The organism is Phormidesmis sp. 146-20 (assembly GCF_052939475.1).
Genome location: NZ_JBJPHT010000064.1, coordinates 19,122 through 31,470, shown reverse-complemented (window position 1 = coordinate 31,470; position 12,349 = coordinate 19,122). Strand labels below are relative to the sequence as shown.

At 47.2% G+C, this 12,349-nt stretch carries 14 protein-coding genes; 5 read left to right on the top strand and 9 right to left on the bottom strand.

Annotated features, from left to right (window positions below; genetic code table 11):
* The first annotated feature begins 34 nt into the window (after positions 1-34).
* Positions 35-628 (top strand): SDR family oxidoreductase, encoded by a 594-nt coding sequence (locus ACKFKH_RS29905; protein ID WP_446862021.1) that lies wholly within the window; start codon positions 35-37, stop codon positions 626-628.
* 16 nt (positions 629-644) lie between these two features.
* Here ACKFKH_RS29905 and ACKFKH_RS29900 read toward each other — a convergent pair whose 3' ends face one another.
* From ACKFKH_RS29900 to ACKFKH_RS29875, 6 genes are all read right to left on the bottom strand, one after another.
* Entirely contained in the window at positions 645-1,544 is a 900-nt protein-coding gene (locus ACKFKH_RS29900) for a helix-turn-helix domain-containing protein (RefSeq protein WP_446862020.1), read from the bottom strand.
* Positions 1,545-1,655: 111 nt separating this feature from the next.
* Positions 1,656-2,306: a Crp/Fnr family transcriptional regulator gene (locus ACKFKH_RS29895; RefSeq protein ID WP_446862019.1), complete on the bottom strand. Its 651-nt coding sequence runs from the start codon at positions 2,304-2,306 to the stop codon at positions 1,656-1,658.
* 38 nt (positions 2,307-2,344) lie between these two features.
* The gene (locus ACKFKH_RS29890; protein ID WP_446862018.1) at positions 2,345-2,704 is read right to left on the bottom strand and encodes a hypothetical protein; all 360 of its coding nucleotides are present in this window, start codon (positions 2,702-2,704) and stop codon (positions 2,345-2,347) included.
* Between the two features lie 139 nt (positions 2,705-2,843).
* The gene (locus tag ACKFKH_RS29885) at positions 2,844-3,308 is read right to left on the bottom strand and encodes an AraC family transcriptional regulator (RefSeq protein WP_446862017.1); all 465 of its coding nucleotides are present in this window, start codon (positions 3,306-3,308) and stop codon (positions 2,844-2,846) included.
* Positions 3,305-3,739, bottom strand: coding sequence for a hypothetical protein (locus ACKFKH_RS29880; protein ID WP_446862016.1), 435 nt, complete (start codon positions 3,737-3,739; stop codon positions 3,305-3,307). The genes ACKFKH_RS29885 and ACKFKH_RS29880 overlap by 4 nt, the downstream gene beginning before the upstream one ends.
* Before the next feature lie 118 nt (positions 3,740-3,857).
* Entirely contained in the window at positions 3,858-4,373 is a 516-nt protein-coding gene (locus tag ACKFKH_RS29875; RefSeq protein WP_446862015.1) for a DM13 domain-containing protein, read from the bottom strand.
* A gap of 101 nt (positions 4,374-4,474) precedes the next feature.
* On the opposite strand from ACKFKH_RS29875, the gene ACKFKH_RS29870 reads away from it, so the two are divergent.
* A complete protein-coding gene (locus tag ACKFKH_RS29870) occupies positions 4,475-5,509 on the top strand; it encodes a DMT family transporter (RefSeq protein WP_446862014.1) in 1,035 nt (344 codons plus the stop codon).
* A gap of 3 nt (positions 5,510-5,512) precedes the next feature.
* Here ACKFKH_RS29870 and ACKFKH_RS29865 read toward each other — a convergent pair whose 3' ends face one another.
* Complete coding sequence (locus ACKFKH_RS29865; protein WP_446862013.1) at positions 5,513-6,208, bottom strand: DUF4079 domain-containing protein; 696 nt, start codon at positions 6,206-6,208, stop codon at positions 5,513-5,515.
* An 83-nt stretch (positions 6,209-6,291) separates the two neighbouring features.
* Positions 6,292-6,678: a hypothetical protein gene (locus ACKFKH_RS29860; protein WP_446862012.1), complete on the bottom strand. Its 387-nt coding sequence runs from the start codon at positions 6,676-6,678 to the stop codon at positions 6,292-6,294.
* A 171-nt stretch (positions 6,679-6,849) separates the two neighbouring features.
* Here ACKFKH_RS29860 and ACKFKH_RS29855 point away from each other — a divergent pair, with 171 nt between their 5' ends.
* From ACKFKH_RS29855 to ACKFKH_RS29845, 3 genes are all read left to right on the top strand, one after another.
* Positions 6,850-7,182, top strand: coding sequence for a hypothetical protein (locus tag ACKFKH_RS29855; RefSeq protein WP_446862011.1), 333 nt, complete (start codon positions 6,850-6,852; stop codon positions 7,180-7,182).
* Positions 7,183-7,256: 74 nt separating this feature from the next.
* The gene (locus ACKFKH_RS29850) at positions 7,257-7,478 is read left to right on the top strand and encodes a hypothetical protein (protein ID WP_446862010.1); all 222 of its coding nucleotides are present in this window, start codon (positions 7,257-7,259) and stop codon (positions 7,476-7,478) included.
* A 417-nt stretch (positions 7,479-7,895) separates the two neighbouring features.
* Positions 7,896-10,736, top strand: a complete 2,841-nt coding sequence (locus ACKFKH_RS29845; protein WP_446862009.1) for a tetratricopeptide repeat protein — start codon at positions 7,896-7,898, stop codon at positions 10,734-10,736.
* 203 nt (positions 10,737-10,939) lie between these two features.
* On the opposite strand, the gene ACKFKH_RS29840 is transcribed toward ACKFKH_RS29845, so the two are convergent.
* Positions 10,940-12,121, bottom strand: coding sequence for a class I SAM-dependent rRNA methyltransferase (locus ACKFKH_RS29840; RefSeq protein ID WP_446862008.1), 1,182 nt, complete (start codon positions 12,119-12,121; stop codon positions 10,940-10,942).
* Between the last annotated feature and the right edge of the window lie 228 nt (positions 12,122-12,349).

Sequence of the window (12,349 nt, the reverse complement as noted above, 5' to 3'; positions counted from 1 at the left end):
ACTTCGTTTTACCCTCTTTTTTTAACGCAATTTAATTTCTGGATACATCTATTGGATATGTACGATTGCTACCATTCAAGCTAGAGGAGCAACCGTGTTGTTTCAGCCCACGGATGTCACGGTTGCGAAGTCTGTTAAAGCACTGGTGACACAAGCCGTTAAAGCTTTTGGAAGGGTTGATGCTGCTTTCAACAATACTTGTATCAATGCAACTCAGGTTCCGCTTGCAGAACAAGAAGAATTTGAAGTGATGGGCGTGATTGATCACAACCTGAATGGGCTTTGGATTTGTCTCAAGTATGAGATTGAGCAGATGCTGAACGGTCAGGGCGGCGCTGTCGTCAATAATAGTTCGATCTTTGGTTTAACGGGGTGTGCCAATAATGCGATCTATGTGAGTACAAAACATGCGGTTACGGGAATCACTAAAGCAGCTGCGATCGATTATGCTCAATGCAGAATTCGAGTGAATGCGGTTGCATCTAGTTCAACGGCTCACATGACCCCGATGGGGCGCATAGTCAGACCTCAAGAGGTGGCTAACGCAGTAGTCTGGCTGTGCTCAGATCAAGCTTCGTTTATTACTGGGCATACCTTACCGATCGACGGTGGATTTACCGCACAGTAGTTCTTAGCTTCAGTTCTTAGTTTCTGCGGTATGCTCTCGGCGTTGTGCCTACGGTCTTGCGAAAATGCTGCGTCATCTGGCTTTGACTGGTGAAACCACATTCTAGGGCAATTTGGGCGATCGCTTTATCGGGTTGTTTGAGCAATAACCGTTTAGCAATTTCGATTCGTTGTTGCAGCACATACTGATACGGTGCGATCCCCATCGACTGTTTGAACAATCGACAAAAATAATACTGACTCATGCCTAACTGTTCCGCTGCATCTTGCAGCTTAAAATCACTGCTTAGATGGTCATTCACAAAGTTGAGTGCTGCTTGCAGTTGAGGGCGTGATAAGCCGTCGCTATATGATCGCAGAGTCGGCGTTTGAGTACAGTAGTTGCGGAGTAGATGAATCAAGAATTGGTTAGCAAGAGATTCTGTGTAGAATTTGCCACCGAGACTATCACTGTACATTTCGCTACGGAAAGCGGTCGCGATCGCGGTAAGTTGATCGTCGCGAGTATGCAAAACTGGACGCAACTCGACGCGCTCTGGATACAAACAATCATTCTCCGCTGCGACTTGCTGAAGCTGCTGGGGATCAATGTAAAAACACACCGTTTCATCCGCTTGCTCACATTCCCAGTAACAGAAACTAGAAGCATGAGCAGGAACTAAGAGAACACTCCCTGGTAACAGTGATCCTTCATACTCACGTCCATCAATTCGAGTGATCTGCCGAAAATTGCTGTTACAACTTAAGATTAAAATATGCTCCGCACAACCGTTAGAGATATCCACTTCATTAGAAGGCTGGAGATCATGCGTGACGATCAATCCTCGATCGCTGATCGTTCTGCTTCCCTGAATCCAGTCTTGGGGCACAATCTCCGACCAAGAGGCTGAGGATCGCTTTGACACAAGGCTATCCATCGACTTCACTCCAATGATGTTGAAATCTTTCAGGCATTGGTTCTACAGTATCCCAACTAACGCAGAAAAAACCTTGATTCAAATCAAGATAGGAAAGTTTTTTAGAAAATTTTAAGATTCTCGAAGTGTGATGGTTCGATTCACGCGATCGATTACGCCTTCGTCCTGAAGTTGCTTCAGCGTTCGCGAAAACACCTCCGCGCTGATTCCCAAATCGCCTGCAATCGATCGAAAAGGACGATCAAGTGTGATCCGGGATTGCTCCGGTTCGCCAATCAGAGGAATCATATTTTGTAAGTAGCGCAGCACTCGTTCCCGCGCCGATCGCAGACTTCTCAACTCCAAAACAATCTTCGTAATGTGCAGCCGTCGTGCCATTTGTGACATTGACCTTGCTGATAGTTCAACGTTTCGACGCAGTTCCGCTAAAAATGCAGTTGTCGGAATGGCTGCAATTCGCGATCGACGTTCTGCCATTGCAGTACACGCATAGTTATCTAAGAACAGCACCACTTCCGAAAAGAACTCTCCTGCTTCGATTCGATAATGGTCTACTGCCTTTCCTGCGCTGGTATAGTGCAGCAGTCTCACTTGTCCACTATCGAGAAAATAGAGCAAGTCAGCAGGTTCACCTTCCCGAAAAATGACTTGCCCTTTCGGAACTGTTTGCCAGTTGAGTAACGTTTGCAACTCCGTAGACAGTTGTTCGATCATGGAATGCTTGAGAACTTTAATTGAAAACTTTGGGGTCGATAGAGACATTCCCGCGAACATCTCTATCAACAATTCACCTGAATCTGTTAGTCGTCGAGTGATGCAAGTTTGGTTTCCACAACGCGGATGTAACCTGAATCGGAGAGCGTTTCTGGTGAAAGTTGTCCTTGTGCAATAGCAACTCTCACCAAATCTTCAGCCGTTACTCGCCCAGACACATAGGCATGATGCAATTGAGCATAGCTCGGAATCCCCTGATTGATATAGCTGCCTCGGTATGCTGAGGTTACTAAAGCATTAGGAGAGAATTGAGCTGAAGTCGGACGATTCAGGGTGGAAGACACAATGGCTGTTTTCTGTTCGGTTGGTGATTCGGCGAACGCAGCCGGGGCGACAAAACCAGAGAGAGCGAGAGCAGACAGAGCAGAAAGAATCACGCGCTTCATAATAGACCTCCAAAAGAAAGAGTTGGGTGTGCAGTAAGGTTCGTTTGCCTTACACTCTTACTTTCGGGGTTGGACATGAATGCAAAATGAACGAACTATGAAAGTTTTTTCATGGCTCTCAGTTCTGATTGGTCATTGCTTAAAGCTTGCGATAGGCTTTCGGTGTTGTGCCTGTAAGCTTGCGAAAATGCTGCGTCATCTGGCTTTGACTGGTGAAACCACATTCTAGGGCAATTTGGGCGATCGGTTTATCCTGTTGCTTTAATAATCGCTTGTCAAACTCGACTCGCTGTTGCAGCACATATTGATACGGAGATGTTCCTAGTGATTGCTTGAACAGCCGACAGAAATAGTATTGGCTCATGCCTAACAGATTAGCAACATCTTGTATGCTCAGTTCATCGCTAAGGTGATCCTGCATGAAGTCGATCGCTTGTTGAAGTTGCTGATGCGATAAGCCACGATCGTAAGATCGTAGAGTAGGTGTTTGAGTCGAATAGTTCCGTAGCAGATGAATCAGGAATAGATTGGCGAGGGATTCGGTATAGAGTTTGCCACCGAGATTATCGCTGTACATTTCGCGATGGAAAGCAGTCGCGATCACGTCAATTGGTGATCCTGAATCTCTAGAATGGGATGCAACTCGGTGCGCTCCGGATACAAACAATCATTTTCTGCTGCCATCTGCTGAAGCTGTTGGGAATTGACATAAAAACTTATCGCTTCATCCGCTTGCTCACATTCCCAACAACAAAACGTGGGAGCTCGAGCAGGAATGAGAAACGTACTTCCTACCTGATTTGCACCATCATACTCCTGTCCATCAATGCGTGTAACCTGGCGGACATTGCTGTTGAGACTGAGGTATAAGAGATGCTCTGTAAGTCCATTCGGCGCATCGACTTCGCCAGCAGGCTGGAGATCATGCGTGACGATCAATCCTCGATCGCGAATCGATCGACTCTCCTGAACCCAATCTTGGGGCAAAATCTCCGACCAAGAGGCTGAGCATTTTGGTGAAACAATGTTATCCATCGATTCCACTCCATTCGCATTAACATCTCTTGTACACTGGTTCCAGATTATCCTAACCCACACAAAAAACCTTGATTCAAATCAAGGTCAGGAAGGATTTAGAAATATTAGCGATTCGTTAACTGCTAGATTTCAAGGCAGCAGATCCAAAGGTCGCATTAAAGCGACGACACCAAATCACTGCCGATTGAAAGCCATCCAAGTTCAGGTTTTCTGGAATCTCATAGCTTTGCGCTCCACTGTATTCTTTCAACGGTGCGAGAACCGTATAATCGCCCTCTTTGAGCGGATATGCAGGTGGCGTTGTTTCCCCGATGACATTAGCAGAGCGATGCAGCACCACAACAAGATCAGGTCCAGAGGTCGAAGTCTTAAACTGATCGTTCAGTTGCAAAATTCGCTTGCCGTTTTGGTTGACAATTTCTGCTTTACCCTGCGTTGGGTGTTCGCCGTTCACAAAGTTACCAGATGAAATCACACTCGATTTTGCTGTCGCAGCTTGCGGTGTCGTTGGGGCGACAACTGTACTTTGAGGCATTGGGCTAGAGGTTTGGGTCGTTGCTTTTCCTCCACAACTCACAACGACGATCGCAACGAGACAGGACAGTAGAATGTAACGAAAACCGCGCTTCATGTCAAAAACTCCTTGAGAACTGCGTGTTTGGATTTGCCTTATGGAAGCGAATATCGCAGACTGGTATGAACCGCAAATGAATAGTTCATGAAAAGAAATTCATGTTCAAACAACTCGTCGACCGATTCAAACGAACGATTTCAGGTCAGGTCTATCTATGGCTTGCTGTCCTAATTTTTGGGGCTGCAAACTCTGTCACTCGAAAAGTAACCGAGCTTGGAGCGCAACACTTGATTGACGGGCAAAATCCCGTTTCGCTGTGCAATGTTCTGTTTGTTGGTAACATTTGTGCATTGTTTGTACTTGTTCTACTGCATCGACAGCAACTGAGATTGCTCAAGGATTTGTCACAGCAACAATGGACGGGATTGATTGCTGTTGCGATTTTGTCGGGCGCGATCGCACCTGCTTTCATTTTTCAAGCCCTTTCTTTGACCGCCGTGAACAATGTTGTGTTAGTTGGACGACTAGAACCCCCGATCGCACTTGTTCTTTCAATCTGGTTGCTTAAAGAACAGGTCACTCGCCTTGAGCAATTGAGCGCGATCGTTGTTTTGATCGGGGTGATGCTGTCTGTGCTGTTGCAGCCACCCACAGAGATGATTCAGATGGCTGGATTGACTTTCGGAAAAGGGGAAGCGTTAACAGCACTCGGCGCGATCGCGATAGCGGTTTCGACGGTAATTTCTAAAACGAGACTGACTCAAATTCCGATTGGACTCTATAGCATTGTTCGCACCGCATTCGGGACAGTTGTTTTCTTTTTACTTGCTCTCCTGCTCTATGGTCATCACCATTTCATGGATGTGTTTGCGCCGTTTCTGTGGAAGTGGATGCTGGTTTATGGAACCGTGATTGTTGTGCTCGGTCAGTCGTTTTGGCTTTTAGGATTGCAAGGCTCTACAGTTTCAAGAGCATCATTGATTAGTTCGTTTACGCCGATCGCGGGTGTTGCCTTTGCCTATTTGATTTTGGGCGAGACTTTGACAATGGCACACTACATTGGAGGCAGCATTGTTTTAGTGGGAATCGGGCTGAGTCAAGTTGCGACCGGGCATCAGAGATCACGAACCGTTCCAAAATCAGCCTCGATCGTGCAGACGATTGAAAACGAAACAGGCTTCAAAGGACTCTGAACCTTATGGACAAGTCAGCTTTTGGAAGTCGCACGCTTGAATGTGCAGTTTTTGCCAACTCAACGGAATCTCTAACAGGTCACGCGATCCAGTAAACCCTTGCCCAATGAACAGTAACAGTGCAAGACAACTAAGAATGATGTGAACATTGCGCCAGCGGTTTTTGCGATCGCGATAGATGTCTGGAACGATTGCAAGCGAAAAAATCATCAACAAAGAAACCGCCACACCATAGTAGTAATGAGACACATACCACTCAAATTCACGGCGAAACACTTCGGGTTGTGAGCCGAGCAAAATAATTCCCATTCCCGTCAAAGTTGTGAAGACAGCCCTCCAGAGCCGATTGCTGGCTCGATTTAGACCTGCTAGCGTTGCGATAGTCAACCCAAACACGAGTCCAACAAACACGACTCGAAGTGGCGCTTGTCCCCAAGCATTACTCGCAATCATTTTGAACACGATCGGGTGTGCCAAGCCAACCAGCGAAACCATCACGACTGCATTACTTAGCAGCCGTCCCAACCGAAGATGTTCTGCACCAACACCCGGAGCAATCTTATTCTTACTGCTTTTATCCGTACCAAGACGACGCTGCCGAGTCTGCCAAGCATAGTTCGTCACAATCCCAATCATTGGAAATACGAATGCGATCACAATCAGGGGATGAATCAATCCTGCGACATCTTCAATCTGCATAAAACACTCCATTGAGAACGTTGCAGCCGAAATCAGTAGAGATAATTCTATAAGCTATCTCTACCGACCTATCGTGTCCTTGACTACTGGCTGAGCGATCCCAACTTTGCATCTACCGTGCGGATGTAGCCAGTATCCGAGAGCGTTTCTGGCGAAAGTTGTCCTTGTGCAATAGCGACTCTCACCAAATCCTTAGCCGTCACTTGTCCACTCACATAAGCATGATGCAGTTGGGCATAACTGGGAATGCCTTGATTGATGTAGCTACCACGATATGCTGAGTTAACTAAGGCATTGGGCGAGAATTGCAACGAAGTCGGGCGATTGGTAGAAGAAACGTTTACCCCTTTGGGGAACTGCGAGGCAACCGCGGGTTTTTGTTCAATCGGTGCTTCCGCTGCAACTTTTGCAGGAGCCACAAAACTAGACAGAGCCAAAATCGATAGAGTAGCAAGAAGAACGCGCTTCATAATGAAAACCTCCGAGTTGAAGAAAGAGTTAGGGTGTGTTGTAAGGTTTGGTTGCCTTTGCCTTACACGCTCTACTTTCGGGGTTGGGCATGAATGCACAATGAATGAACTATGAAAGTTTTTTCATGATCGGTCACACCTCTCCAAGTCGCTCAGTTTAAGGCGCATTTGTTGGGGGTAGAAAACGGCAAGCCCGTGTTGTCTTTTGCCACCGTTCGCTGCATTTTAAGGACACTCAAGGCGTTGTATGGTAGTAGATTAGGGATCACGCTCACGGACAACATCAAGATGCGGCGCCAACTCGTCCCAGACCTCGTTTTTATTGAACTCCAAGGCACAGAGCCACCAGTTCACAAAGTTGCTACTTCAGTAGATCTGAGAACTTCACGCATTGATGAGTTTTTCAACGCTCGATCGCTCACGCCCAACTCTCAGAAAGCCTATCGAAGCAATCTGAAACACTTTCTAGTTTTAGAGCTTATGCGGCTTCGTTATGGAACCTAGCAAGGGTTGAGAATTAATACGTTGAAATATTAAGAGCGAATAATTTGAACATTACCGACCAATTTATCAGCTTCATGCCATCCAAACTTAACGAAAATTTGCAGATGCTTACAGCATTTTTCGGACTCAGTGTTGAACAGCAAAAAGTAACCTTGCCTGTACTGCATGTAGAGGAGCTATTTGATTTTCCAGACGGAGACTGGCGAACTGATGAGGCGATGGAAGTTCTAGTGATGGCATATGCGGCTTGTCTCAACTCATTCTCAAACACATTAGACTTCCTGCACGAATCATAGATGCCCTCCGACTAAAGTCGGGGCTACAAGAGCAAAGTGTGCCTTCGCACACTAAAGAGGCAATTTTAACCGTTAGTCCACGGAGGTGGACTTTGTTCTGATAGCAGCGATTTCAATCGCCAGGTATTCATGCAGGAAGTCTATTATTGATTCAAGATAACAATGATCAGACTCTAGAGAATTTGATTGAAGAGCTTGCGATTGTGATTCAATCAATAGAGCTTAGTCAACGTAACGTCAATTCAAGAAAGTAGGTGCCCGGTATGTGCAAGTTCTCCACGCAAATCGAGGATGAATTTGGCTTGCAAAGAAGCTACAGTAGGTACAAATGGCTGATCTAAAAAACCTGCCTCGACGCACAATAGTAAAAGGCGTAGCTGAATAGCATCCCTGGAAATGTTGTTTCATTCGTTGACAATGGCAGTAGATGTTCCTAATCCACCAATTCATGCAGCCCAGCAGGCGTTTCAAGCAGGTGACTGGGAGACGGTTGAGCAGATTTGTCAGCAAATTTTGCAGCAGTTTCCTGACCAGTTAGAGGCGTTAGAACTGTTGGGAATGCTGTATTGTCAGACGCATCAATTTGAACAAGCGATCGCCTACTACAACACAGTCCTCGCGCTCAATCCAGATAACGCTTCTGCTCACTACAACATTGGGACGGCATTCTCAAAACTAGAGCAATATGAACCAGCGATCGCTCATTACCAACAGTCGATCAAGTTAGATTCAAGCTTCTACCAAAGTCACTACAATTTGGGTAATGCTTATCAGTCACAGGGTAATGATGAAGCTGCGATCGCGTGTTATCAAACTGTTCTCAAGCTCAAACCTGACCATCGACAAGCCATTCACAACTTAGGCGCTTGTTTGCAGAATTTGGAGCAGGTAGAGGAAGCGATCGTGGCCTTTCAGAAAGCGCTGGCGCTCAAACCAGATCATGCCTTGACGCACAATAGTTTGGGGGATGCGTATCGACGATCGGGGCGATTGGATGAGGCTGTGAGGTGTTTGAAAAGAGCGATCGCGCTTGATCCAAACTTCCCCGAAGCTTACCAAAATTTAGGAACAACACTCTATCAGCAAGGCAACTTTCAGGCGGCGACAGACAGCTATCAGCAAGCGTTGCGACTGCGGCCCGACTATCCAAAAGTGCGATTTAACTACAGTTTTATTTTGTTGTTACAGGGCGATTTGCGTCAGGGTTTTCGGGAATATGAGTCGCGCTGGATCGGGGGCGATCTGCCGTTGCCCAAATTTTCTCAGCCGCAGTGGGATGGCTCTGACCTCACAGGCAAAACAATTTTGCTGCATCCCGAACAAGGGTTAGGCGACACGATTCAGTTTATTCGCTATGCACCACTGGTCAAACAACGAGGCGGACGGGTGCTGTTTGGCTGTCCTCCTCCCCTGTTTCGCTTGCTAAAAACGGCTCCCGGCATCGATCGCTTGATTGCTGAAGGCGAGTCTGTACCTGAGTTTGATTGTTACGTTCCGTTGTTGAGTTTGCCCCATCTTCTCGGCACTACTTTAGAGACAATTCCCGCGCCCATTCCCTATCTGTCCACTCCCGTTTCGGCTTCGACATCCCGCACCTCGCTTAAAGTTGGGTTCGTTTGGGCAGGCAATCCTAAAAATGGCAACGATGTCGATCGCTCGGCCAAGCTCACCGATCTTTTACCTCTTTTCGCTGTGGAAGGCGTTGAGTTTTATAGTTTACAAAAGGGCAAATCCGCAGAATTACAGCAGTTTCAAGAACAGTACAAAGTTACAGGTCTGCATGATTTAGAAGATCGGTTAGGCGATTTTGCAGATACGGCGGCAGCGATCGCCCCACTCGATTTGGTGATTAGCGTCGATACGGCAGTCGCTCATTTAGCGGGCGCAATGGGCAAACCTGTCTGGATTTTATTATGCACGGTTCCCGATTGGCGTTGGCTGCTCGATCAAGCGGATAGCCCCTGGTATCCAACGGCTCGGCTGTTTCGACAAGTGCGATCGCGGGATTGGTCTGGTGTGATCGCAAGTATTAAAAAAGAATTGACGCAACTGATTCAAAGCAATAACTCTAGTATTTCATTTTCATCTCAAAAGCCATTTCTAGTTGGAATCAATTTTCCGATTGGCGGTAGTCTCGGTTGGGGTGTTTATGGATTAAATCTAGCAATCCAATTATTAAAAACTGCTGATGTGGAACCGATTCCATTAATGCCACTTCCCCAGGAGTTGAATCCGATCGTACGATCGCGCCTCCTACCCTTCATGAAGTTTCAACAGCAGCTACAACAGGTTTTACATCAACATCCAGATAGAATTCTACAAGCTGACTTACTAATTCTTAAAGCAACAGGCAATCATTTTGCAACCAGTCAAGAAGATAGGCGTGTGAATGGGAAATATAACATTGGTGTGATTTTTTCAGAAGATACGTTTTTTGACAAACAGGCTTTGGAACGAGGAAAACGGTACGATCGCCTGATCGCTGGCTCTATTTGGAATGCGGACGTTCTCAAAAGCTACGGCTTGACGGTCGAAACGGTTCAGCAGGGTATTGATTCCAGCCTTTTTCATCCCATGCCAAAATCAGGAATGTTGACCAATCGGTTCGTCATCTTCTCTGGCGGCAAACTGGAATATCGCAAAGGACAAGACATCATCATTGCCGCCTTCCGAATCTTTCAGGCCCGTCACCCAGAAGCGCTGTTGATCACTGCATGGCACAACCATTGGGCACGAACGATGGTCGGTTTGGAACGCGCTGGACATATTCGTAAACTCCCGAAAGTAAACGCTCAGGGACATCTACAAATTACACCCTGGCTAATCGAAAATGGAATTCCTGAAAATGCAATTCTAGACGTAGGATTGATTCCCAACCACATAGCTCCAAGAATCTTAAGAGAAGCAGATGTCGCGATATTTACCAACCGCGCAGAAGGCGGCACCAACCTGGTTGCAATGGAAAGTCTTGCCTGTGGAATTCCTACCATTCTCTCGATGAATACTGGACATTTGGATCTGATTGGAGACGATCGCGGTTACCCCTTACGGACGCAGAAAAACGTATTGGGAAACGAGCAATATCGAGGCACCCAAGGCTGGGGCGAGTCTGATGTCGAAGAAGTAGTCGAGACGTTGGAAGCCATATATAACAACCGCTCAGAAGCCACCCGTCGAGGTAACGCAGCCGCTCAGTTTATGCAAAATTGGACTTGGGAAATTCAAGTTCAGCGATTGTTGCGGATACTTCAGAGTTAAGGAGATTTCTAGCAAAGAAGTTACCAACCTTGGGAAGCCCCCTAAATCCCCCAAGCCTGGGGGACTTTGACTTTTAGAACTCTCGATGGAGACAGCCGGGTAAATTTATTAAAGGAAATCTCCTAAATTGATTTTGCAGTGACGTGAATTTGATGAGCTTATTCGCTAAAGTCCCATTCCTCCTCACAAAGCAAAGTTCTCCCTCATCCCCGACTCCTGACTCTGCCAACCACAAACTTGAGATATCGCCCCTCTGGAAATTGTGCGGGAACCGGATGGTCGATCGCATGTCCGACTTCATGAATGATTTGAATGCGTTTTCCCGAATTTGCGCCTGCTGCGGCGATCACCTCCTTAAAGGCTTCGGGGCTGACTTGACTGGTGCAGCTTGCCGTCACAAGTAGCCCACTGGGAGACACACAACGCAGCGCCATCGCATTCAATTTTGTGTAACCGCGTAAGGCAGCATAGCGATTTTGTTTACTTTTGGCAAAGCTGGGCGGGTCGAGAATGATTAGATCAAACAGACGCTTTTCTTGGCTGTAGTCGTCCAATAATTTGAAGCAGTCTGCGGTCACAAAGGTATGTTTTTTAGCATCCAAATCATTTAACAAAACGTTCTTCTCGGCAGCGGCGCTCAATCCTTTGCCAATGTCTACACTGGTGACATGACGAGCATTTCCGCGCAGCGCATAGAGCGAAAAAGCCCCCGTGTAAGCAAAACAATTGAGAACCGTACGATCGTCACTCAACCCTTCCACAAACCGCCGATTTTCACGATGGTCTAAAAACAATCCCGTCTTTTGCCCCGTCTGCAAGTCCACTTCAAACAACAGGCCGTGTTCTTGAACGACGAGCGAACTGGGAGCGGGTTTGCCCCACAAAAGCTGAGTTTTTTCGTCGCCTTCTCGAAGCTCGTTGAGACGCGATCGCAGCAAAATTCCCTTGAGCGGATGAATGGCTTTTAGCGCGTCTACCAGCCAATCCAGCAAGACCGCCGCCCCCTCCATGTAAGTCTGAATCACCGCAAAATCGCCGTACAGATCGACCGTCATGCCCGGTAGTCCATCGCCTTCGCCAAATAGCCACCGATACGCCGTACAACCTCTGGCGCGAAGGGGCGATCGCAATTCCCAGGCTGCCTGCACCTGTTGACGGAGCCATTTTGCATCTGGAAGCTGCTGTTCAGAAAAAATTCTCAGGGCGATCGAGCCACTTTCATCCCACAGCCCAAAGCCCGACCAGCCACCACACCTGACCTTGGCCCAACTCCCCGATGGTAATCGAAGACTCGGCGGCACATGATTGCGATAAACCCAGGGATGCCCCTGCACTAAATGATCTTTGAGCGAAGTCGGCAGTTGAATCTCGCGCAACTTGGACATGTCTGCACCTTGGACATCCGAAATGATGAGTCATTGATCCTAACACTGGACGCAATCTCAATCGCTCCGGACGCAGAAAAGCCCCTGGACGTCTGGCCGTGTTTCGACTCCAAGGGCTTTTCTAATTCGCTAACTCCTCACACCAAACATAATCTGGGAAATTCCACTCATTCACAATCCTCCTTATGACAGATATTCAACTGGCTGCTTGGTGGAAGGGAGGAGGGA

What these genes read in the sequence shown, in the direction of transcription:
- ACKFKH_RS29870 (WP_446862014.1), top strand. Translation starts at nt 4,475, where the DNA reads ATGTTCAAACAACTCGTCGACCGATTCAAACGAACGATTTCAGGTCAG.
- ACKFKH_RS29865 (WP_446862013.1), bottom strand. Translation starts at nt 6,208, where the DNA reads ATGCAGATTGAAGATGTCGCAGGATTGATTCATCCCCTGATTGTGATC.
- ACKFKH_RS29850 (WP_446862010.1), top strand. Translation starts at nt 7,257, where the DNA reads ATGCCATCCAAACTTAACGAAAATTTGCAGATGCTTACAGCATTTTTC.
- ACKFKH_RS29900 (WP_446862020.1), bottom strand. Translation starts at nt 1,544, where the DNA reads ATGGATAGCCTTGTGTCAAAGCGATCCTCAGCCTCTTGGTCGGAGATT.
- ACKFKH_RS29880 (WP_446862016.1), bottom strand. Translation starts at nt 3,739, where the DNA reads ATGGATAACATTGTTTCACCAAAATGCTCAGCCTCTTGGTCGGAGATT.
- ACKFKH_RS29875 (WP_446862015.1), bottom strand. Translation starts at nt 4,373, where the DNA reads ATGAAGCGCGGTTTTCGTTACATTCTACTGTCCTGTCTCGTTGCGATC.
- ACKFKH_RS29840 (WP_446862008.1), bottom strand. Translation starts at nt 12,121, where the DNA reads ATGTCCAAGTTGCGCGAGATTCAACTGCCGACTTCGCTCAAAGATCAT.
- ACKFKH_RS29845 (WP_446862009.1), top strand. Translation starts at nt 7,896, where the DNA reads ATGGCAGTAGATGTTCCTAATCCACCAATTCATGCAGCCCAGCAGGCG.
- ACKFKH_RS29895 (WP_446862019.1), bottom strand. Translation starts at nt 2,306, where the DNA reads ATGTCTCTATCGACCCCAAAGTTTTCAATTAAAGTTCTCAAGCATTCC.
- ACKFKH_RS29860 (WP_446862012.1), bottom strand. Translation starts at nt 6,678, where the DNA reads ATGAAGCGCGTTCTTCTTGCTACTCTATCGATTTTGGCTCTGTCTAGT.
- ACKFKH_RS29890 (WP_446862018.1), bottom strand. Translation starts at nt 2,704, where the DNA reads ATGAAGCGCGTGATTCTTTCTGCTCTGTCTGCTCTCGCTCTCTCTGGT.